This window comes from Stenotrophomonas maltophilia (assembly GCF_047782825.1).
In the GTDB taxonomy this organism is placed as follows: Bacteria; Pseudomonadota; Gammaproteobacteria; order Xanthomonadales; family Xanthomonadaceae; genus Stenotrophomonas.
On record NZ_CP180589.1, the window covers coordinates 1,025,443 to 1,046,515 of the forward strand.

Genomic DNA, 21,073 nt, shown 5'->3' on the forward strand with positions numbered 1-21,073 from the left:
CCTCTGCCGATGGACACGTCCCCCGTGCAAAGTCCTACTCCCATCGTCACCGGCCCGCGCGAATTCGAATTCGCCGACCGTGATTTCCGCCGTGTCTGCGACCTGATCTACCAGCGCGTGGGCATCGCCCTCGCCCCGGCAAAGCGCGACATGGTCTACGGCCGCCTGTCGCGTCGCCTGCGTACGCTGGGCATGCGCAGCTTCCAGCAGTACCTGGACCATCTGGAACAGGACGGCGGCGATGAGTGGCAGGCGTTCACCAACGCGCTGACCACCAACCTGACCTCGTTCTTCCGCGAGCCGCACCACTTCGACAAGCTGCGCGAAGAACTGCAGCAGCGCTCCAGCCGCAGCCCGCTGCTGCTGTGGTCGTGCGCAGCGTCCACCGGTGAAGAACCCTATTCCATGGCCATCACCGCCTGCGAGGCCTTCGGCACGCTGAAGCCGCCGGTGCGCATCGTTGCCACCGATGTGGACACCCAGGTGCTGGCCACCGCCAGCCGCGGCGTCTACAACATCGACCGCGTCGCCAACCTCGACCCGGATCTGCGCCGGCGCTACTTCCAGCGTGGCAGCGGCCCCAACGAAGGCCAGTGCCGGGTGCTGCCGGCGCTGCGCGAGCTGATCGACTACCGGCCGCTGAACCTGCTGGCACCGCGCTACGACGTCGGCGGGCCGTTCGACGCGCTGTTCTGCCGCAACGTCATGATCTACTTCGACAAACCCACCCAGCGCGCCATCCTCGGCCGCCTGGTGCAGCACCTCAACGATGACGGTCTGCTCTACACCGGCCATTCGGAGAACTACCTGCACGCAGCCGACCTGATCCAGCCCTGCGGCCGCACCCTGTACCGCCGCGCGCAGGGGGCCGGCGCATGAACGCCTCGCTGCGCACCGACGATGTGATGCGTTACCAGGACGCACGCTTCAAGACCGTCGCCGCCAAGCTGCTGCCGACCCAGTACCTGGTGGTGGACGACACCACCGCGCTGACCACCACGCTGGGTTCCTGCGTGGCCGCCTGCCTGCGCGACCCGGTGCTGAAGATCGGCGGCATGAACCACTTCCTGTTGCCTGAAGGCAATGCCGGCGATGGCGCACCCGCGCGCTACGGCAGCTACGCCATGGAGCTGCTGATCAACGACATGCTCAAGCGCGGCGCCCACCGCAAGCGCATCGAGGCCAAGGTGTTCGGCGGCGCCAACGTGCTCAAGGGCTTCACCAGCAATCCGGTCGGCACCCGCAACGCCGAATTCGTCCGCCAGTACCTGCACGCCGAGCACATTCCGATCATCGCCGAGGATCTATGCGGCATTCATCCGCGCAAGATCTGGTTCTTCGCCGATACCGGCCGGGTGGTCGTGCAGCGCCTGCCGCACGCACATGAAGCCGAAGTGGCTGCCACCGAATCGGCCGTCCGCGCCCGCCTGTCCAAGGCCCCGGTCACCGGCGGCGTGGAGCTGTTCGAATGACCATCTCCGGCAACGCCCCCTGCCGGGTACTGATCGTGGACGACTCCGCCGTCGTGCGGCAGATGCTGACCGAGATCCTGTCCAGCGATCCGTCCATCGACGTGGTCGGCACCGCCGCCGACCCGCTGCTGGCGCGCGAGAAGATCAAGCGCCTTGCGCCGGACGTGATCACCCTGGACGTGGAAATGCCGCGCATGGACGGCCTGGCGTTCCTGGAAAACCTGATGCGCCTGCACCCGCTGCCGGTGGTGATGATCTCCTCGCTGACCGAGCGCGGCGCCGACACCACCCTGCAGGCGCTGGCACTGGGCGCGGTTGATTTCGTGTCCAAGCCCAAGCTGGATGTGGCCCGCGGCCTGCAGGGCTACGCCGATGAGATCATCGCCAAGGTGAAGATGGCCGCCCGCTCGCGCGTGCGCCCGCTGGTCCGCGCAGCGGCGCCCAAGCTCACCCTGGAGGCTGCGCCGTCCCTGCGCGCGGCCGCACCGCAGTTCCGCACCACCGACCGACTGATCGCGATCGGCTCTTCGGCCGGTGGCACCGAAGCCCTGCGCGTGGTGCTGGAAGGCATGCCCGCCGACGGCCCGGCCGTGGTGATGACCCAGCACCTGCCGGCCAGCTTCAGCAGCGCCTTCGCCGAACGCCTGGACCGCCACTCCGCGATGGCCGTGCGCGAAGCCAGCGACGGCGAAGCTGTGCTGCCGGGCCACGCCTACCTGCCGCCGGGCGGCAAGCACCTGCGGATCATCCGTGACGGTGCGCGCTGGCGCTGCCGCGTTGACGACGGCCCCGCCGTGAACCGGCACAAGCCGGCGGTCGACGTGCTGTTCCGTTCGGTGGCACAGGCTGCCGGCGGCAATGCCATCGGCGCCATCCTCACCGGCATGGGTGACGACGGTGCACGCGGCCTGCTGGAAATGCGCCAGGCCGGCGCGCCCACGCTGGTGCAGGACGAGGCCACCAGCGTGGTCTGGGGCATGCCCGGTGCAGCCTTCAAGCTGGGTGCGGCCGAAGAACAGGTGCCGCTGGAGCGCATTGCCGAACGGCTGCTGGCGCTGGCCCGCAGCTGACTGCCCACCGCACCGCTTCATCCCGTCCTGCAAACGCCGGCTCCGGAAGGGCCGGCGCGATCATTTTGCTTCTCAAGGAGCTTCACCATGGCCCTGCGCCGCTTCCCCTCCCGTACCTCGCTGCTCGCCGCCGCGCTGCTGGCGCCGCTGGCAGCCACGTCGGCCACCCAAGCCGCACCGCCGCAGACCACGCCCGCCCCTGCCCCCGCCACCGGCAGTGCAGCCGCGTGGACCGATCGCGTACAGATCCAGAGCGGACCGGACAGCGCATTGAAGCGCCTGCACGCACCCGACCTCGCGCTGCGCATCGTCACGCCCGATGACAGCGAGGCGCTCACGCCGAAGGGGCTCGCGCTTCTGTTCAGCGGCAACGAGCCGGACTACATCCGCCGCAACCACCTGCCGGGCAGCACCATCGAGGGCCAGGCCAGCCCCGCCGTCACGCTGATGCCGAACGTGGCCACGGCACTGGTGGGCGGCTACTTCCGCTACGCACCCGACGCGCTGCCCACACAGACCAGCACCCTGCGCTTCAGTGCAGACACTTGGGTGCTGGTGCACCAGGGCAACACGCGCAAGGATCCGCTCTACCGCCTCAACCACGCCAGCACCATCGAGCAGCGCCGCGCCGATGGCACCCTGGCGGAGATCATCTACTGCAGTGACAGTGACCAGCGGGCGACCTTGGGCGCGTGGCAGGCCGACGACTACGCGAAGCTGAAGAGCGCCGCGCAGATGATCACAATGAAGTGCATCGAGAAGCTCATCAAGCGGATACCCGCCATGTACCCGCGCCCGCTGGCCGCTGAAGACCTCAGTGCCTACGCTGGCGGCGTCGTGCCGCCGGCCCGGGTGCGTGTCTTCGCCAACTTCGGGCAGACCACCACGCTGTTTACCGATGCCTCCTGCCGCGAAGACTACCGCGACAAGATCGACGTCAAGTACAACAACGCCGGTGACAAGGGCGTGCTTGGCATCCCCACCACCGAAGCCCTGCGCAGCAAGCGGGACGCGCGCTTCTCCACGCTCAGCTACCAGGAATATGAAGTGCCCGGTGGCAAGCCGCTGATCTTCGAAGCCGCCTTCGACCCGAGCAGCCGCAGCTACTGCGCGGGCAAGCTGTCGGGCCAGTTCGTGGCCACACCCGGCCAGGACTACGAGGTGGAGTTTGAAGTGGCCGACAAGATGTGCCGGCTGCATATCCGCCAGGTGCATGCCGATGGCAGCGTGACACCGCAGCAGGCACGCGCGACCCCCACGATCTGCGAGGGCACCCGCGCGCCGGTCCGCATCCAGCCGCGCGAGGACATGCAGGTGTTGCTGTTCAGCCCGGGCCAGCTGCAGATCCAGGATGCCGCGCAGGGCGGCGCACCCAAGCAGCTGAGCGACGACGCCAGCAGCAGCGAGGCACTGCAGCAGATGCTGCAGCAGGCCAGCAGCATGCCCGGTACCCGCCTGTGCGTGGTCGCGCCCTCTTCAGACCACCGCAGCGTCCTGCACGATGCGCTGCGCGAGCGGGTGCTGGACGCACCGCAGGTGTTGCCCAGCCTGTGGGAGGAAACGGCCACGGTGAACCAGCGCCGCGGCGCCGCCGCCAACGCGCCGGTCGACATCGCAACGGCGGTCACCCACTGCAAGGCCTTCCCGATCAAGGAATTCGCGGGGCAGTGAGCTGCAGCGCGCGCCCCCAACCCGTTTCCCAAAGGAGTACCACCGTGGCATTACGCCCAACCTGCCTCACCGCCGCGATCGCGGCCAGCCTGCTGCTGGCCCCCTCGGCCCATGCTGCCGACGAAGCCCCCACGGCCGCCGCCCCCGTGACCACAACCGTGGCCGCCCCCGTGGCGGCGGCCGATGCCGTAGTGGTTGCCGCGCCAGCGCCCGAAGCATCGGACGCCACCTCCACGGCTGCGGTGCCCACCGATGACGCAGCGGCAGCCGTGGCCGACGCCGAACCCGTGGCCGGAGTTCCCGCTGCAGCAGCGGCGCCTGCGCTGGACTACAGCAGCCTGCAGCACATCAAGATCACCGCCGGGTTGGGTATCGGGCCGGATGGCAACCGCTTCGGCGATCCTGCCCTGCGCCTGGTGATGCGCTCGGACACCGCCACGGTCACCGCCGCCAAGGTCGGCCTGTTCGCGCTGGCCGCACTGACCGGCGCGGGCGGCCAGGGCAACACCTTCACCAAGAACAACGTGCGCGGCGACAGCATCACCGCCGTGCCCAGCCCCTCGTTCGGACTGTTGCCCGGCATGATCCGTGAACAGCTGGCGATCTATTTCGCCGCGCATCCAGGCGCGATTCCCAGCGACGAGCGCACGATCGAAGCCAGTGCCGGCCAGTGGTCGCTGGTCTACCAGAAGCTCAACGATGCCGACACGCCCTACGAGCTGCGCCACGACGCGACCATCGGTTTCCCGGTGGTGCGCAAGCTGTTCCGCAGTGCCAGTGGCGGCCAGGGCGTGCATTGCCGCGACGAAGCCCGGGTTGCCCCGCTGCAGGAATGGCAGGCCGACGACTATGCCAAGGCCAAGGCCGCTTCGCGTGAGTTTGCCGACGCCTGCATTGCGCGTTTCGTGGCGGAGCTGCCACGCCTGTTCCCCGACCACGGTGTGCTGCCGGAAACGGCGGCGGAGCCGGAGCTGCCGACCGACACGCCGGCAGTGACCGAGGAAGCGACCGCCGTCACCCAGGCCTGACGCCCGGTAGTGCCGGCCGCTGGCCGGCAACGCGTCCGGCCACGCGCATCTGCCGGCCAGCGGCCGGCACTACCGCATCACGCAGCAACCCTCTGGGCCAGGTACTGGCGCTTCGGTATGCGCTTTACGCTGCCCGATACGCCTGGCCCGGATGGATGGGTGCGCTGTCATAGCAAGACACCAGGCATGCCACCGCCACAAAAAGAAACCCCCGGTTTTCACCGGGGGTTCTTCGTTTCAACGGGATGCCGGCCAGCGGCCGGCACTACCCTCAGGCGGCGACCGTCTTGGCCACGTCCTGGTATTCCTCGATCTGGTCGAAGTTCATGTAGCGGTAGATCTCCGCGCCGCTGGCGGCGATCACGCCCACATCGGCCATGTACTCTTCCTTGGTCGGGATGCGGCCCAGACGCGAACAGATCGCGGCCAGTTCGGCCGAACCCAGGTACACGTTGGTGTTGCGGCCCAGACGGTTCGGGAAGTTGCGGGTCGAAGTCGACATCGCGGTGGAGCCTTCGCGGATCTGCGCCTGGTTGCCCATGCACAGCGAGCAGCCCGGCATTTCCATGCGTGCACCGGTGGCGCCGAAGGTGCCGTACACGCCTTCCTTGGTCAGCTCCGAAGCATCCATCTTGGTCGGCGGGGCCACCCACAGGCGGGTCGGCAGGTCGCGCTTGCCTTCCAGCAGCTTCGCAGCCGCACGGAAGTGACCGATGTTGGTCATGCACGAACCGATGAACACTTCGTCGATCTTGGCGCCAGCGACTTCAGACAGGGTCTTCACGTCGTCCGGGTCGTTCGGGCAGGCCACGATCGGCTCGTGGATGTCGGCCAGGTCGATCTCGATGACAGCGGCGTACTCGGCGTCGGCATCCGGCTCCAGCAGTTCCGGGTTGGCCAGCCACGCTTCCATCTTCTCGATACGGCGCTGCAGCGAACGCGGATCCTGGTAACCCTCGGCAATCATCCACTTCAGCAGGGTGATGTTGCTGGTCAGGTACTCGATGATCGGTTCCTTGTTCAGCCGCACCGAGCAACCGGCCGCCGAACGCTCGGCCGAGGCATCGGACAATTCGAATGCCTGTTCGACCTTCAGTTCCGGCAGGCCTTCGATTTCCAGGATGCGGCCGGAGAAGATGTTCTTCTTGCCAGCCTTGGCCACGGTCAGCAGGCCCGACTTGATGGCGTACAGCGGAATCGCGTTGACCAGATCACGCAGGGTCACGCCCGGCTGCATCTGGCCCTTGAAGCGCACCAGCACCGATTCCGGCATGTCCAGCGGCATGACGCCGGTGGCAGCGGCGAAGGCAACCAGGCCCGAACCAGCCGGGAACGAAATGCCCACCGGGAAACGGGTGTGCGAGTCACCACCGGTACCGACGGTGTCCGGCAGCAGCATGCGGTTGAGCCAGCTGTGGATCACGCCGTCGCCCGGGCGCAGCGAGACGCCGCCACGGGTGGAGATGAATTCCGGCAGGGTGTGGTGGGTCTTCACGTCCACCGGCTTCGGGTAGGCCGCGGTGTGGCAGAACGACTGCATCACCAGGTCGGCCGAGAAGCCCAGGCACGCCAGGTCCTTCAGCTCGTCGCGGGTCATCGGGCCGGTGGTGTCCTGCGAGCCGACCGAGGTCATCTTCGGTTCGCAGTAGGTGCCCGGGCGCATGCCCTGGCCTTCCGGCAGGCCACAGGCGCGGCCGACCATCTTCTGCGCCAGCGAGAAGCCCTTGCCGTTGTCGGCCGGCTGCACCGGCAGGCGGAACAGATCGGTCGGGGCCAGGCCCAGCGCTTCACGCGCCTTGCCGGTCAGGCCGCGGCCGATGATCAGCGGAATGCGGCCACCGGCGCGCACTTCGTCGAACAGCACGTCGGACTTGACCTGGAACTCGGCGATCACTTCACCGTTCTTCAGCGCCTTGCCTTCGTACGGACGCAGCTCGACCACATCGCCGTGCTCCATCTTCGACACGTCCAGCTCGATCGGCAGTGCGCCGGCATCTTCCATGGTGTTGTAGAAAATCGGAGCGATCTTCGAACCCAGGCAGACGCCACCGGCGCGCTTGTTCGGGATGAACGGAATGTCATCACCGGTCCACCACAGCACGCTGTTGGTGGCCGACTTGCGCGAGGAACCGGTGCCGACCACGTCGCCGACGTAGGCGACCAGGTGACCCTTGTCCTTCAGGTCGAGGATCTGCTGGATCGGGCCGCGCTTGCCGTCTTCTTCCGGGGTGAACGGCGCATCGTCGCGCTTGTTCTTCAGCATCGCCAGGGCGTGCATCGGAATGTCCGGGCGGGTGGTCGCGTCCGGTGCCGGCGACAGGTCGTCGGTGTTGGTCTCGCCCGGCACCTTGAACACGGTGACGGTCAGGCTCTGCGGCACTTCCGGGTTGCTGGTGAACCACTCGGCATCGGCCCAGCTCTGCAGCACGGACTGGGCGTTGGCATTGCCGGCCTTGGCCTTTTCCTGCACGTCATGGAAGGCATCGAACACCAGCAGGGTCTTCTTCAGACCGTTGGCGGCGATGGTGCCGACGTTGGCGTCGTCCAGCAGCTGCACCAGCGGGGCGACGTTGTAACCGCCGAGCATGGTGCCCAGCAGTTCGGTGGCGCGCTCGCGGCTGATCAGCGGGTTCTGCTCGCTGCCCAGCGCGATCGCGGCCAGGTACGAGGCCTTGACCTTGGCTGCGTCATCGACGCCGGCCGGCACGCGGTGGGTCAGCAGGTCGAGCAGGAACTCGGCCTCGCCCTGCGGCGGGTTCTTCAGCAGTTCGATGACATCGGCCGTCTGCTGCGCGCTCAGCGGCAGCGGCGGGATGCCAAGCGCAGCGCGCTCGGCGACGTGGTGGCGGTAGGCTTCCAACATGACAACTCCCGGGTAATGCGTAGGTTGAATAAACAAAGTGGGCTCAGGCTTGCGGCACGATCAGCTTCAGGCCCTTGAAGTAGTCGCGGTAAAACGTGTCGTTCCAGGTGATCAGGCCATCGCACTGCAGCAGTGCGTGGGCGCCGACCATGAATTCGTCCAGGCTGCGGCGGCTGCCGCTGCGCTGGCGGTGACGGCGGTGCATCTCGCCGGCGCGCAGCGCCGACTTGGCTTCCAGCGCATTGAAGTGCACGCCCATCTCTTCCAGCGCTTCGAGCACTTCGGCGCCGCCGCGCAGCGATGCGCAGACTTCGGCCAGGGTCGCGCCGCAGACCACCACGCGGCCACCCACGAGGCTCTGCCGGAGGATGGCTTCCACCGCATCGGCCTGCGGGCCATTGCTGAGCAGTTCGACCAGCACCGGTGAATCGACGGCGATCATCACGGCTTATTCCTCGTCGCGCACCGAACGCACGGCCGCTTCGGACGACTCGAAGCCGTCCAGAGCGAACTTGCCGCGGGCGCGCGAGATCGCGTCGTCCACGCTCTTGCGCAGGATGATCCGGCTGCCGTCCAGCTCGACCTTCAGCTGGGTGCCCTTGGTCAAACCCAGCGCATCACGCACCGCCTTGGGCAGGGTGATCTGTCCGCGCTCTGCAACAGTGGCTTCCATGGGTAGGCCCTCTTCGGTATGCACAAATTATACATACTTTGCCGGGCATACTTCCACCCTGAACCCGGCCGGGGGCGCCCCGGCCCTTGCACCGCAAAGGATCCGCCACATCCATGACATACGCCATACACCTGCCCCTGTAATCTGGACCCGATGCCGCAGGCTGGCCCCGCCCCAGGTGAATGCATTCATACTGGGGCGGCCGGGGCCACCAGGCCCGCGGCGACCGCAAGCACACCCGTTCCTGGACGGGTAGAGCAAGCCATCCGCAAGAGGAGTCATCCCGCATGAGCGATTCGTTCTCCACCCGCAGCCAGCTGGACGTCGGCGGCAAGACCTACGACTACTTCAGCCTGCCCACGCTGGGCCAGCGCTTCGACATCTCCCACCTGCCCTACTCGATGAAGATCCTGCTGGAGAACCTGCTCCGGCACGAGGACGGCGGCGCCACTGTCGGCCCGGACCACATTGAAGCCGTCGCCCGCTGGAACCCGACCGCCGAGCCGGATACCGAGATCGCCTTCATGCCCGCGCGCGTGGTGCTGCAGGACTTCACCGGCGTGCCCTGCGTGGTCGACCTGGCCGCGATGCGCGATGCGGTGGTCAAGCTGGGCGGCAGCCCGGAGCAGATCAACCCGCTGATTCCCTCCGAACTGGTCATCGACCACTCGGTGCAGGTCGACGTGTTCGGCAAGCCCGACGCGCTGGACCTCAACGGCAAGATCGAGTTCCAGCGGAACCAGGAACGCTACGGTTTCCTGCGCTGGGGCCAGAAGGCCTTCGACAACTTCAAGGTGGTGCCGCCCAACACCGGCATCGTCCACCAGGTGAACCTGGAGAACCTGGCTCGCGTGGTGATGACCGCGGACAAGGATGGCAAGGCCGTTGCCTACCCCGATACCGTGTTCGGTACGGACAGCCACACCACCATGATCAACGGCATCGGCGTGCTGGGCTGGGGCGTGGGCGGCATCGAGGCCGAGGCGGCCATGCTGGGCCAGCCGTCGTCGATGCTGATCCCGCAGGTGGTCGGCTTCAAGCTGACCGGCAAGCTGCCCGAAGGCGCCACCGCCACCGACCTGGTGCTGACCGTTACCCAGATGCTGCGCAAGCTGGGCGTGGTCGGCAAGTTCGTCGAATTCTACGGCGACGGCCTGCAGCACCTGCCGCTGGCCGACCGCGCCACCATCGGCAACATGGCCCCCGAATACGGCGCCACCTGCGGCATCTTCCCGATCGATCACGAATCGCTGAACTACCTGCGCCTGTCCGGCCGCAGCGAAGAACAGATCAACCTGGTCGAGGCCTATGCCAAGGCCCAGGGCCTGTGGCATGAGCCGGGCAGCGCGCACGCCCAGTACAGCAGCACGCTGGAACTGGACATGGGCACGGTGAAGCCGTCGCTGGCCGGCCCCAAGCGCCCGCAGGACCGCGTGCTGCTGGAAGACGTGCAGAAGAACTACCGCGATGCCCTGGTCGGCATGACCGCCAACCGGGACAAGCGCAGCGACGATGTATCGACCTTCGTCAATGAAGGCGGCGGCGCAGCAGTAGGCAACGAGCAGTTGGCCAAGGGCTTCGCCGACATCGAGATCGAGAACCGCAAGGTACGGCTGAAGGACGGCGCGGTGGTCATCGCCGCCATCACGTCCTGCACCAACACCTCCAACCCGGCGGTGATGATCGGTGCCGGCCTTCTCGCCCGCAATGCGGCCGCCAAGGGCCTGGACCGCAAGCCCTGGGTGAAGACCTCGCTCGGCCCAGGCTCCCGCGTAGTCACCGACTATCTTGAAAAGGCCGGCGTACTGAAGGAGCTGGAGAAGATCGGCTTCTACGTGGTCGGCTACGGCTGCACCACCTGCATCGGCAACTCCGGCCCGCTGCCGACCGAAGTCAGCGCCGGCATCGCCAGTGGCGACCTGGTGGTCACCTCGGTGCTGTCGGGCAACCGCAACTTCGAGGGCCGCGTGCATCCCGAAGTGAAGATGAACTACCTGGCCAGCCCGCCGCTGGTGGTGGCCTACGCCATCGCCGGTACCACGGACATCGACCTGACCACCGAACCGCTCGGCACCGGCAGCGATGGCCAGCCGGTATACCTGCGTGACATCTGGCCCAGCAACAAGGAAATCGGCGATGTCATCGCTGCGACCGTTGGCCCGGAAATGTTCAAGCAGAACTACGCCGACGTGTTCAAGGGCGATACCCGCTGGAACACCATCGCCTCGCCGGACGGCAATCTGTACGAGTGGAGCGATGCCTCCACCTACATCAAGAACCCGCCGTACTTCGATGGCATGACCATGCAGGTCGGCAGCATCGACGACGTGCACGGCGCGCGCGTGATGGGCCTGTTCGGTGATTCGATCACCACCGACCACATCTCCCCCGCAGGCAACATCAAGAAGGACTCGCCTGCAGGCCGCTTCCTGCAGGAGCGCGGCGTGCAGCCGGCCGACTTCAACAGCTACGGCAGCCGCCGTGGCAACGATGACGTCATGGTCCGCGGCACCTTCGCCAATATCCGCATCAAGAACCTGATGTTCGGTGGCGAAGAAGGTGGCAACACCCTGTACTACCCGGCCAACGGCGGCCAGCCGGAAAAGCTGGCGATCTACGATGCGGCGATGAAGTACAAGGCCGACAACGTGCCGCTGGTGGTGCTGGCCGGCAAGGAATACGGTACCGGTTCGTCGCGTGACTGGGCGGCCAAGGGCACCCTGCTGCTGGGGGTGAAGGCGGTGATCGCTGAGAGCTTCGAGCGCATCCACCGTTCCAACCTGGTCGGCATGGGCGTGCTGCCGCTGCAGTTCCGCAACGGTGAGAACGCGCAGTCGCTGGGCCTGGACGGATCGGAAGTGCTCGATGTCACCGGCCTGCAGGACGGCGCCAGCAAGCGTGCCACGGTCACCGCGACCAAGGCCGACGGCACGAAAAAGACCTTCGAGGTCTCGGTGATGCTGCTGACCCCGAAGGAAGTCGAATACTTCCGCCACGGCGGCCTGCTGCAGTACGTACTGCGCCAGCTGGCCAGCAAGTAACGCCTGACCTGTAGAGCCGAGCCATGCTCGGCTGCATTGCCACCAACCGCAGCCGAGCATCGGCTCGGCTCTACAGAATCACTGCCTTACGGCCTGACACCATAGATCCGCCAAGGCGCCTCGCTCGGCCCGACGTCATAGATCAGGGTTCGCAGCCCCTCCGGCATCATCGACTCGCCGTGCGCGGCGCCGACATTGAGCACGGTCACCACCATCTCGAACGCTGCATGTGGCGCCTGGCCGATGCGCGAACAGACCACGCCACGGTCCTCGTAATGCAGCACCGGGGTAAACCCATCATCACCGCAGACCACCGCAATGAAGCGGTAGCCGCGATCCTCGCCACTGCCCGGCATCAGTGCGTGTGCGGCGTAGGACACGCGCCCCTGCCCGCCGGCATAGGCCGGCACGTGAACACGGAACTGGCCGATGTCCCCCACCGCCAGCACCGGAAAATCGAGCTGCTGCATCGGGGGCGGCATCGGCTCGGCACGCAGCGGAATCGCAACGGACAGCAACAGGCCACAAAGGTACGGCTTCATAGGGATCTCCTGTTTGAGGAGACCCCATGGTCAATCACGACCCCATGCGACGTATCTAGGAATGCAACGAAATGTGGCGGGCACCGACCCACGTCGATACCCGCGCAGCGCCGACACTCAGCGCCGCGGTGCGTCCGGGTCCGTGCGCAGCGCCTTCAGCAGGCCCCACATGTAGAACGCCAGGATGGCCGAGAACGGCAGGCCGCACAGCACCACCGCCGTCTGCATCGCGCTGAAGTTGCCGGCCAGCAGCAGTCCGACACTGGCCACAGTGATGCCCACCGCCCAGAACACGCGCAGCCAGATCGGCGCGTCATGCCCATCCTCCACCCCATCATCGACGCGGCGCGTGCACAGATTGGCAATCATCAGCGTGCCCGAATCGACCGGGGTCAGGAACAGCACGAACCCGATCACCACCGCAGCACCGGCGACATAGGGCGCTGCGGGCAGGTACTCCAGCAGCTTGAACAGGGTCATCGCCGCGTCATGCTGGGCCACTTCGCCCAGCACCGCCTGGCCATGGTTCAGCACCAGATCGATGGCGGTGTTGCCGAAGATCGACAGCCACGCCAGGGTGAAACCCAGCGGAATCAGCAGCACGCCCATGATCACTTCGCGGATGGTGCGACCGCGTGAGATGCGCGCCACGAACAGGCCCACGAACGGCGCCCAGGCAATCCACCACGCCCAGTAGAACAGCGTCCAGGAACCCATCCACTCACGGCCCTTCGGGTCGTTGAGGTACATGTCGAAGCTCTTGCGCACGAACGCACCGAGGTAATCACCGGTGTTCTGCACCAGACCATCGAACAGGTGGAGGGTCGGCCCGGTCACCAGCACGAACAGCAGCAGCAGGCACAGCAACCGCACGTTGAGGTTGGAGAGCCAGGCGATGCCCTTCTCCACACCGGCAACGACGCCGATGGTGGCCACCACCATCATCACCAGCACGATCGCCACCAGCACCTGCGGCGTATCCGGGATATGGAACAGATAGACCAGGCCGGACTGCACCACCAGCGCGCCGATGCCCAGGTTGGTGACCATGGAGATCAGCGTGGCCAGGATGCCGAAGCCATCGACCATGTCGCCGATGCGGCCGTGGATGCGCTCGCCGAAGATCGGGTACAGCGCCGAGCGCAGGGCCAGCGGCAGGTCACGGCGGTAAGCGAAATAGCCCAGCGCCACCCCCACCAGGGCATACAGCGCCCAGCCGTGCAGGCCCCAGTGCAGGAAGGTCAGCACCATGGCCTCGCGGCCGGCGGCCACGGTACCGCCGGGTTGCCCGGGCGGGTTGAGGAAATGGTCCAGCGGCTCGTAGGCCCCGTAGTACAGCAGGGCGATGCCGATGCCGGCCGAGAACAGCATCGATACCCAGGGCACGTAGCCGAACGCCGGCGATTCCTCGTTGTGGCCCAGGCGGATACGGCCGTACGGCGAGAACGCCAGCCAGAGCACGAAGCCCAGGCACAGCACCATCAGCAGCATGTACCAGGCACCGAACGCCGCCGACACCTCGGCCTGGGCCCAGTGCAGCCAGTGTTCGCTGGCCTGGGGGTAGAACACGGTCAGCGCGCCGAGGATGCCGATGGAAATGGACGCGCTGAGGAACACGAAACGGTTCAAGCGCAGGGGGGAGCGCTTGGGATGAGCCAGGGAAGACATGGGGTCGTCTCATCAGTCCGGGAAGGCACATGGGCGGGGCCGGACCGGGAACCGGGCCCATGGCGTGGGGGCGCGACCGGAATCGTATGGGTTATTGATTGAACGTTCAATCAATAAAAAGTATGATCTTTCCACGCCCGGCTTTCCGGGTCGCAACCATTGGAGAGACGATGCCGAAGAAGGGTGTGGAACCGATCCGCCGCGAACAGCTGATCCAGGCCACCTTCCAGACCATCGACGAGATGGGCATGGCCGACGCCACCGTGGCCACGATCGCGAAGAAGGCGGGTCTATCCAGCGGCATCGTCGCCCACTACTTCGGTGACAAGGACGGCCTGCTCAACGCGGCCATGCGGCAGATCCTGCGTGAGCTGAAGACCGCCGTCGCCCGCTACCGCGACCAGGCCGGCAACGGCCCGCGCGAGCAGCTGCGCGCCATCGTCGATGGCAACTTCGACGACAGCCAGACCAACGGCACGGCCATGCGCGTCTGGCTGACCTTCTGGGCGGCCAGCATGCACCAGCCCGAACTGGCCCGGCTGCAGCGCGCCAACGACCAGCGCCTGTTCTCCAACCTGTGCCACCAGTTCAACCGCCTGCTGCCCCACCCGCAGGCCCGCCTGGCCGCCCGCGGCCTGGCCGCGATGATCGACGGCCTGTGGCTGCGCGGCAGCCTGGTCGGCGGCCAGTTCAATGCGGACAAGGCCCGCAGCATCGCCTACGCCTATATCGACTTCCAGTTGCAGGCCGACGCGCTATAAGCGTTCCAGCACCTGCCCCCCTTCCAAGGAGTACGCCCATGACCGCCCTGCCCGTCCAACAGCTCTACATCCACGGCCGCCGCGTCGATGCCACCAGCGGCAAGACCTTCCAGACCATCAACCCGGCCAATGGCCAGGTGCTGGCCGAGGTGCAGATCGCCAGCCAGGCCGACGTGGAACGCGCAGTGAAAAGCGCCAGCGAAGGCCAGAAGGTGTGGGCGGCGATGACCGCGATGGAGCGCTCGCGCATCCTGCGCCGTGCGGTGGAGATCCTGCGCGAACGCAACGACGAACTGGCCCATCTTGAAACGCTGGACACCGGCAAGGCCCTGGCCGAAACCACCACGGTGGACATCGTCACCGGCGCCGACGTGCTGGAGTACTACGCCGGCCTGGCCACCGCCATCGAAGGCATCCAGCTGCCGCTGCGCGAATCGAGCTTCTTCTACACCCGCCGCGAGCCGCTGGGCGTGGTCGCCGGCATCGGCGCCTGGAACTACCCGATCCAGATCGCCATGTGGAAGTCGGCCCCGGCCCTGGCCGCGGGCAACGCGATGGTGTTCAAGCCGTCCGAAGTCACCCCACTGACTGCGCTCAAGCTGGCCGAGATCTACACCGAAGCCGGCGTGCCGGACGGTGTGTTCAACGTCGTGCAGGGCCCGGGCCGCGACATCGGCAACTGGCTGACCGAACACCCGGTGATCGAGAAGATCTCCTTCACCGGCGGCGTGGCCACCGGCAAGAAGGTGATGGCCGCTGCGGCCTCCTCGTCGCTGAAGGAAGTGACGATGGAACTGGGCGGCAAGTCGCCGCTGGTGATCTGCGATGACGCCGATCTGGCCCGTGCCGCCGACATCGCGGTGATGGCCAACTTCTTCAGCTCCGGCCAGGTCTGCACCAATGGCACCCGCGTGTTCGTACCGCGCGGCATGCTGGCCGCGTTCGAAGCCGCCGTGGTCGAGCGCGTCAAGCGCATCCGCATCGGCGACCCGATGGCGGCCGAGACCAACTTCGGCCCGCTGACCAGCTTCCCGCACATGGACAACGTCCTGCGCTACATCGACAGCGGCAAGGCCGAAGGCGCCCGCCTGCTGACCGGCGGCGGCCGTGCCACCGAGGGCGCGCTGGCCGACGGCGCCTACGTGCTGCCGACCGTGTTCAGTGACTGCCGCGATGACATGACCATTGTCCGCGAAGAGATCTTCGGGCCGGTGATGAGCATCCTGTCCTACGACGACGAGGACGAAGTGGTGCGCCGCGCCAACGACACCCCCTTTGGCCTGGCCGCCGGCGTGGTCAGCAAGGACATCAGCCGCGCCCACCGCATCATCCACCGCCTGGAAGCCGGCATCTGCTGGATCAACACCTGGGGTGAATCGCCGGCCGAAATGCCGGTCGGCGGCTACAAGGAATCCGGCGTGGGCCGCGAAAACGGCCTGTCCACCCTGGGCCACTACACCCGCATCAAGTCGGTGCAGGTCGAGCTGGGCGACTACGCCAGCGTGTTCTGAATCAACACGTTCCGGGGCGGGCCCGGCCTGCCCGCCCACCGCCCGCCCACCGCCCGGCCTGCGTGCCGGCCCGACATTCCGCCGCGACGCCTGCACGCAGCGCGCCGCGGCCTGAAGGAGAGCAACCATGAGTACCCACAACGAGTACGACTACATCATCATCGGCGCCGGTTCGGCCGGCAACGTGCTGGCCACCCGCCTCACCGAGGATGCCGATGTCAGCGTGCTGCTGCTGGAAGCCGGTGGCCCGGACTACCGGCTCGACTTCCGTACCCAGATGCCGGCGGCACTGGCCTTCCCGTTGCAGGGCAAGCGCTACAACTGGGCGTACAAGACCGATCCCGAGCCCTTCATGAACAACCGCCGCATGGACTGCGGCCGCGGCAAGGGCCTGGGCGGTTCGTCACTGATCAACGGCATGTGCTACATCCGCGGCAACGCGATGGACTACGACAACTGGGCCAGCATGCCGGGCCTGGAAGACTGGACCTACCTGGACTGCCTGCCCTACTTCCGCAAGGCCGAAACCCGCGACATCGGCCCGAATGACTACCACGGCGGCGACGGCCCGCTGCGGGTCACCACGCCCAAGGCCGGCAACAACGAACTGTTCGCCGCCATGGTCGAAGCCGGCGTGCAGGCCGGCTATCCGCGCACCGACGATCTGAACGGCTACCAGCAGGAAGGCTTCGGCCCGATGGACCGCACGGTCACCCCGAAGGGCCGCCGCTCCAGCACCGCCCGCGGCTACCTGGACCTGGCCAAGCCGCGCCCGAACCTGACCATCGTCACCCACGCCCTGACCGACCGCATCCTGTTCTCGGGCAAGCGCGCAGTGGGCATGCAGTGGCTGCACCATGACCAGCCGCAGCGTGCCACCGCACGCCGCGAAGTGCTGCTGTGCGGCGGCGCCATCGCCTCGCCGCAGATCCTGCAGCGCTCCGGCGTCGGCCCGGCCGACCTGCTGCGCAGCCTGGACATCGACCTGGTGCACCACCTGCCCGGCGTCGGCGCCAATCTGCAGGATCACCTGGAGATGTACCTGCAGTACGAATGCAAGAAGCCGGTGTCCCTGGCCCCGGCACTGAAGCTGCACAACCAGCCGGCCATTGGCGCCGAATGGCTGTTCCTGGGCACCGGCATCGGCGCCAGCAACCAGTTCGAGGCCGGTGGCTTCATCCGCAGCGATGCCGAATTCGACTGGCCCAACCTGCAGTACCACTTCCTGCCGGTGGCCATCAATTACAACGGCTCCAACCCGATCAAGGCGCACAGCTTCCAGATGCACGTCGGCTCGATGCGTTCGCCCAGCCGCGGCCGCATCCATGTGCGCTCGAAGGATCCGCGCGAACATCCCAGCATCCTGTTCAACTACATGTCGCACGAGCAGGACTGGCGCGAGTTCCGCGCGGCCATCCGCATCACCCGCGAAATCTTCGCGCAGCCGGCGCTGGCCCCCTACAGCGGCCGCGAGATCTCGCCCGGGCGCGAACTGCAGACCGACGCGCAGATCGACGGCTTCGTGCGCGAACACGCCGAGACCGCCTACCACCCGTCGTGCACCAACAAGATGGGCCACGCCGATGATCCGATGGCGGTGGTCGATGGCCAGGGCCGCGTGCACGGCCTGGAAGGCCTGCGCATCGTCGATGCCTCGATCATGCCGCAGGTGGTGACCGGCAACCTCAACGCGCCGACCATCATGATTGCCGAGAAGCTGGCCGACGTGATCCGCGGCCGCACCCCGCTGGCGCGCAGCACCGCGCCGTACTACAAGGCCAACGGGGCCCCGGTGCGCAAGCAGGGCTGACGCAAGCGACCCGCCCCGGGCCAGGGTAGTGCCGGCCGCTGGCCGGCATCGCCCGACATCGCGGTTGCTGCAGATGCCGGCCAGCGGCCGGCACTACCAGGCAAAGAGGCCCTTCGGGGCCTCTTCGCGTTTTCCCTACGGCGGGGTATGCTGCAATGACCGGCCATTGTCGATACGCTCAGGGCCGGAACCTAATACATCACGATTCCTGGAGGGGGAATATGAGTCTGGATCGTCCCTGGCTGCAGAGCTATCCGAAAGGCGTTCCCGCCGAAATCGACGTCAACGAGTTCCATTCGGTAGCTTCGGTCTTCGACGCCTCGGTCGCGAAATTCCGCGACCGCCCTGCCTACTCCAGCTTCGGCAAGGTGCTCACCTACGGCGAAACCGACGCTCTGGTCGAGCAGTTCGCGGCCTACCTGCTGGGTGAGCTCAAGCTCAAGAAGGGTGACCGTGTCGCCCTGATGATGCCCAACTGCCTGCAGTACCCGGTGGCCACCTTCGGCGTGCTGCGCGCCGGCCTGACCGTGGTCAACGTCAACCCGCTGTACACCGCGCGCGAGCTGAAGCACCAGCTGGTCGACGCCGGCGTGACCGCCATCGTGGTGGTGGACAACTTCGGCGACACCGTCGAACAGGTCATCGCCGATACGCCGGTCAAGCACGTGATCACCACCGGCCTGGGCGACCTGCTCGGCGCCAAGGGCGTGATCGTCAACTTCGTGCTGAAGTACATCAAGAAGATGGTGCCCAACTACCATCTGAAGGGCGCGGTGCGCTTCAAGCAGGCGCTCAAGCTGGGCAGCCGCCACACCCTGCCCAAGGTCGAGATCGACCATGACGACATCGCCTTCCTGCAGTACACCGGTGGCACCACCGGCGTGGCCAAGGGCGCGATGCTGACCAACCGCAACCTGATCGCCAACATGCAGCAGGCCTCGGCCTGGATCAGCGCGTCGGGCATCGAGATGGGCAAGGAGTGGATCATCACCGCCCTGCCGCTGTACCACATCTTCGCGCTGACGGCCAACGGCCTGGTGTTCATGAAGTTCGGTGGCTGCAACCACCTGATCACCAACCCGCGCGACATGAAGGGCTTCGTCAAGGAGCTGAAGTCGGTGCGCTTCACCGCCATCACCGGCGTCAACACCCTGTTCAACGGCCTGCTCAACACCCCCGGCTTCGACACCGTCGACTTCTCCTCGCTGAAGGTTACCCTGGGCGGCGGCATGGCCGTGCAGCGTGCGGTGGCCGAGCGCTGGAAGAAGGTCACCGGGGTCACCCTGGTGGAGGCCTATGGCCTGACCGAAACCTCGCCGGCGGCCTGCATCAACCCGCTCACCCTGACCGAATACAACGGCTCCATCGGCCTGCCGATCCCGTCCACCGATGCCTGCATCAAGGACGACAACGGCAACATGGTGGCGCTGGGTGAAGTGGGCGAACTGTGCATCCGCGGCCCGCAGGTGATGAAGGGCTACTGGCAGCGCCCGGATGAGACGGCCAAGACCATCGACGCCGACCAGTGGCTGCACACCGGCGACATGGCGAAGATGGACGAGCACGGCTTCTGCTACATCGTCGACCGCAAGAAGGACATGATCCTGGTGTCCGGCTTCAACGTGTACCCGAATGAAGTCGAGGACGTGATCGCGATGATGCCCGGCGTGCTGGAAGTAGCGGCCGTGGGCGTGCCGGACGAGAAATCCGGCGAGATCGTGAAGGTGGTCATCGTGAAGAAGGACCCGAACCTGACCGCCGAAATGGTCAAGGAACACGCCCGCGCCAACCTGACCGGCTACAAACACCCCAGAATCGTAGAATTCCGAAAGGAACTGCCGAAGACCAACGTGGGCAAGATCCTCCGTCGCGAGCTGCGCGATACGCCCGCCCCGTAAGGGTTTGTGCCAGTTTGAACGCTTTCAGGCCCGGGTCGGCAACGACCCGGGCCTTTTCGCATGCGCGGCCCCGCACCCGGTGTAGCATCGCCGCGTGTGTGGACCGTTCGGCCCGCCGGCCACCACTTCTCTCTGCGGGCCGCATGCCGAGGACCCTTCCATGAGCACCATCGAAAAGCTGCCGACCAGCGGTTCGCAATTTGCCACCATCCGTACCGAGGACAGCGACGACGGCGCTGCCCATTGGCTCTTCATGCACGCCGACGCCGCCACCGGCATCCGCCCCTGCTGCCGCAAGGACATGCTGGACGAGATGTGGAGCTACATGAGCGCCATCACCCGTGGCCCCGCGCAGCGCCACAGCGGGCAGCTGCGCCATTTCGTGCTGGCCTCCGACGCCAATGCCTACAACCTGGGCGGCGACCTGGACCTGTTCACCCGCCTGATCCGTGAAGGCAACCGCGACCTGCTGCTGACCTACGCCCAGCGCTGCGTTGAAGGCGTGCACCACCTGCACACCGGCTTCGGCGGGGACGTCCGCTCGATTGCCCTGATCCAGGGTGATGCGCTGGGCGGCGGGTTGGAGATGGCCCTGGCCTGCCACACCATCGTGGCCGAGGAAGGCAGCGGCATGGGCCTGCCCGAAGTGCTGTTCGGCCTGTTCCCGGGCATGGGCGCCTACTCCTTCCTGTGCCGCCGGGTGGCACCGCAGCTGGCCGAGAAGATCATTCTCGACGGCCGCATCTACAGCGCCGAGGAAATGCACGCCCTGGGCGTGGTCGACGTGCTGGTGAAGAAGGGCGAAGGCCGGGCCACGGTGGAAGACATGATCCGCCACCAGCAGCGCCTGCCGCAGTCGTACCTGGCCATGAACGCCGCACGCAACCTGGCCCAGGCGGTGAGCTATGACGAACTGCTGGAAATCACCAAGGTGTGGGTCGACTCCGCCCTGGCGCTGGGCGATCGCTCGCTGCGCACGATGGATCGCCTGATCAAGGCACAGACCCGTCGCGCCGGCCTCGACGCGGCTTGATTGCTGTCCTCCCCCTCTGGGTTCAAGCCCGG

Annotated in this window: 16 protein-coding genes; 11 read left to right on the forward strand and 5 right to left on the reverse strand. The window is 66.7% G+C overall.

Features of this window, described 5'->3' with window-relative positions; genetic code table 11:
* The first annotated feature begins 9 nt into the window (after window positions 1-9).
* The 5 genes from ACM2ZB_RS04720 to ACM2ZB_RS04740 all read left to right on the forward strand — a co-directional run bounded on the left by ACM2ZB_RS04720 (window position 10) and on the right by ACM2ZB_RS04740 (window position 5,241).
* Window positions 10-879, forward strand: a complete 870-nt coding sequence (locus tag ACM2ZB_RS04720; protein WP_313440264.1) for a CheR family methyltransferase — start codon at window positions 10-12, stop codon at window positions 877-879.
* Complete coding sequence (gene cheD, locus ACM2ZB_RS04725; protein WP_313440262.1) at window positions 876-1,472, forward strand: chemoreceptor glutamine deamidase CheD; 597 nt, start codon at window positions 876-878, stop codon at window positions 1,470-1,472. Before ACM2ZB_RS04720 ends, cheD begins: the two co-directional genes overlap by 4 nt.
* The gene (locus ACM2ZB_RS04730) at window positions 1,469-2,542 is read left to right on the forward strand and encodes a protein-glutamate methylesterase/protein-glutamine glutaminase (RefSeq protein ID WP_416057642.1); all 1,074 of its coding nucleotides are present in this window, start codon (window positions 1,469-1,471) and stop codon (window positions 2,540-2,542) included. Before cheD ends, ACM2ZB_RS04730 begins: the two co-directional genes overlap by 4 nt.
* Window positions 2,543-2,629: 87 nt before the next feature.
* On the forward strand, window positions 2,630-4,213 hold the full coding sequence (locus tag ACM2ZB_RS04735; protein ID WP_416057643.1) for a hypothetical protein: 1,584 nt from the start codon (window positions 2,630-2,632) through the stop codon (window positions 4,211-4,213).
* A 44-nt stretch (window positions 4,214-4,257) separates the two neighbouring features.
* Window positions 4,258-5,241, forward strand: coding sequence for a hypothetical protein (locus ACM2ZB_RS04740; protein WP_416057644.1), 984 nt, complete (start codon window positions 4,258-4,260; stop codon window positions 5,239-5,241).
* Window positions 5,242-5,512: 271 nt separating this feature from the next.
* Here the strand turns inward: ACM2ZB_RS04740 and acnB are convergent, their stop codons facing one another.
* Genes acnB through ACM2ZB_RS04755 form a run of 3 tightly spaced genes read right to left on the reverse strand, consistent with a single transcriptional unit; the run spans window position 5,513 to window position 8,777 of the window.
* On the reverse strand, window positions 5,513-8,104 hold the full coding sequence (gene acnB / locus ACM2ZB_RS04745; RefSeq protein ID WP_416057645.1) for a bifunctional aconitate hydratase 2/2-methylisocitrate dehydratase: 2,592 nt from the start codon (window positions 8,102-8,104) through the stop codon (window positions 5,513-5,515).
* 43 nt (window positions 8,105-8,147) lie between these two features.
* Window positions 8,148-8,546, reverse strand: a complete 399-nt coding sequence (locus ACM2ZB_RS04750) for a type II toxin-antitoxin system VapC family toxin (protein WP_049458027.1) — start codon at window positions 8,544-8,546, stop codon at window positions 8,148-8,150.
* A 6-nt stretch (window positions 8,547-8,552) separates the two neighbouring features.
* Window positions 8,553-8,777 carry an AbrB/MazE/SpoVT family DNA-binding domain-containing protein gene (locus ACM2ZB_RS04755; RefSeq protein WP_313143681.1) on the reverse strand — a complete coding sequence of 75 codons (225 nt, stop codon included), beginning with the start codon at window positions 8,775-8,777 and terminating at the stop codon, window positions 8,553-8,555.
* A 287-nt stretch (window positions 8,778-9,064) separates the two neighbouring features.
* Between ACM2ZB_RS04755 and acnA the strand changes: the two genes are divergently transcribed.
* A complete protein-coding gene (gene acnA, locus ACM2ZB_RS04760; protein ID WP_416057646.1) occupies window positions 9,065-11,818 on the forward strand; it encodes an aconitate hydratase AcnA in 2,754 nt (917 codons plus the stop codon).
* Window positions 11,819-11,904: 86 nt separating this feature from the next.
* Here acnA and ACM2ZB_RS04765 read toward each other — a convergent pair whose 3' ends face one another.
* Window positions 11,905-12,360, reverse strand: a complete 456-nt coding sequence (locus ACM2ZB_RS04765; protein WP_416057647.1) for a hypothetical protein — start codon at window positions 12,358-12,360, stop codon at window positions 11,905-11,907.
* Window positions 12,361-12,477: 117 nt separating this feature from the next.
* A complete protein-coding gene (locus tag ACM2ZB_RS04770; protein WP_416057648.1) occupies window positions 12,478-14,028 on the reverse strand; it encodes a BCCT family transporter in 1,551 nt (516 codons plus the stop codon).
* A 170-nt stretch (window positions 14,029-14,198) separates the two neighbouring features.
* Between ACM2ZB_RS04770 and betI the strand changes: the two genes are divergently transcribed.
* From betI to ACM2ZB_RS04795, 5 genes are all read left to right on the forward strand, one after another.
* Window positions 14,199-14,789 (forward strand): transcriptional regulator BetI, encoded by a 591-nt coding sequence (gene betI / locus ACM2ZB_RS04775; RefSeq protein WP_313440245.1) that lies wholly within the window; start codon window positions 14,199-14,201, stop codon window positions 14,787-14,789.
* Between the two features lie 38 nt (window positions 14,790-14,827).
* A complete protein-coding gene (gene betB / locus ACM2ZB_RS04780) occupies window positions 14,828-16,300 on the forward strand; it encodes a betaine-aldehyde dehydrogenase (RefSeq protein ID WP_416057649.1) in 1,473 nt (490 codons plus the stop codon).
* A gap of 127 nt (window positions 16,301-16,427) precedes the next feature.
* Window positions 16,428-18,110, forward strand: coding sequence for a choline dehydrogenase (gene betA, locus ACM2ZB_RS04785; protein ID WP_416057650.1), 1,683 nt, complete (start codon window positions 16,428-16,430; stop codon window positions 18,108-18,110).
* Between the two features lie 221 nt (window positions 18,111-18,331).
* Complete coding sequence (locus ACM2ZB_RS04790; RefSeq protein ID WP_313440239.1) at window positions 18,332-20,008, forward strand: long-chain fatty acid--CoA ligase; 1,677 nt, start codon at window positions 18,332-18,334, stop codon at window positions 20,006-20,008.
* A 160-nt stretch (window positions 20,009-20,168) separates the two neighbouring features.
* Window positions 20,169-21,041 carry a crotonase/enoyl-CoA hydratase family protein gene (locus ACM2ZB_RS04795; RefSeq protein WP_313440237.1) on the forward strand — a complete coding sequence of 291 codons (873 nt, stop codon included), beginning with the start codon at window positions 20,169-20,171 and terminating at the stop codon, window positions 21,039-21,041.
* The last annotated feature ends 32 nt before the right edge of the window (window positions 21,042-21,073 follow it).

What these genes read in the sequence shown, in the direction of transcription:
- ACM2ZB_RS04720 (WP_313440264.1), top strand. Translation starts at nt 10, where the DNA reads ATGGACACGTCCCCCGTGCAAAGTCCTACTCCCATCGTCACCGGCCCG.
- cheD (WP_313440262.1), top strand. Translation starts at nt 876, where the DNA reads ATGAACGCCTCGCTGCGCACCGACGATGTGATGCGTTACCAGGACGCA.
- ACM2ZB_RS04730 (WP_416057642.1), top strand. Translation starts at nt 1,469, where the DNA reads ATGACCATCTCCGGCAACGCCCCCTGCCGGGTACTGATCGTGGACGAC.
- ACM2ZB_RS04735 (WP_416057643.1), top strand. Translation starts at nt 2,630, where the DNA reads ATGGCCCTGCGCCGCTTCCCCTCCCGTACCTCGCTGCTCGCCGCCGCG.
- acnB (WP_416057645.1), bottom strand. Translation starts at nt 8,104, where the DNA reads ATGTTGGAAGCCTACCGCCACCACGTCGCCGAGCGCGCTGCGCTTGGC.
- ACM2ZB_RS04750 (WP_049458027.1), bottom strand. Translation starts at nt 8,546, where the DNA reads ATGATCGCCGTCGATTCACCGGTGCTGGTCGAACTGCTCAGCAATGGC.
- ACM2ZB_RS04755 (WP_313143681.1), bottom strand. Translation starts at nt 8,777, where the DNA reads ATGGAAGCCACTGTTGCAGAGCGCGGACAGATCACCCTGCCCAAGGCG.
- acnA (WP_416057646.1), top strand. Translation starts at nt 9,065, where the DNA reads ATGAGCGATTCGTTCTCCACCCGCAGCCAGCTGGACGTCGGCGGCAAG.
- ACM2ZB_RS04765 (WP_416057647.1), bottom strand. Translation starts at nt 12,360, where the DNA reads ATGAAGCCGTACCTTTGTGGCCTGTTGCTGTCCGTTGCGATTCCGCTG.
- ACM2ZB_RS04770 (WP_416057648.1), bottom strand. Translation starts at nt 14,028, where the DNA reads ATGTCTTCCCTGGCTCATCCCAAGCGCTCCCCCCTGCGCTTGAACCGT.
- betI (WP_313440245.1), top strand. Translation starts at nt 14,199, where the DNA reads ATGCCGAAGAAGGGTGTGGAACCGATCCGCCGCGAACAGCTGATCCAG.
- betB (WP_416057649.1), top strand. Translation starts at nt 14,828, where the DNA reads ATGACCGCCCTGCCCGTCCAACAGCTCTACATCCACGGCCGCCGCGTC.
- betA (WP_416057650.1), top strand. Translation starts at nt 16,428, where the DNA reads ATGAGTACCCACAACGAGTACGACTACATCATCATCGGCGCCGGTTCG.
- ACM2ZB_RS04790 (WP_313440239.1), top strand. Translation starts at nt 18,332, where the DNA reads ATGAGTCTGGATCGTCCCTGGCTGCAGAGCTATCCGAAAGGCGTTCCC.
- ACM2ZB_RS04795 (WP_313440237.1), top strand. Translation starts at nt 20,169, where the DNA reads ATGAGCACCATCGAAAAGCTGCCGACCAGCGGTTCGCAATTTGCCACC.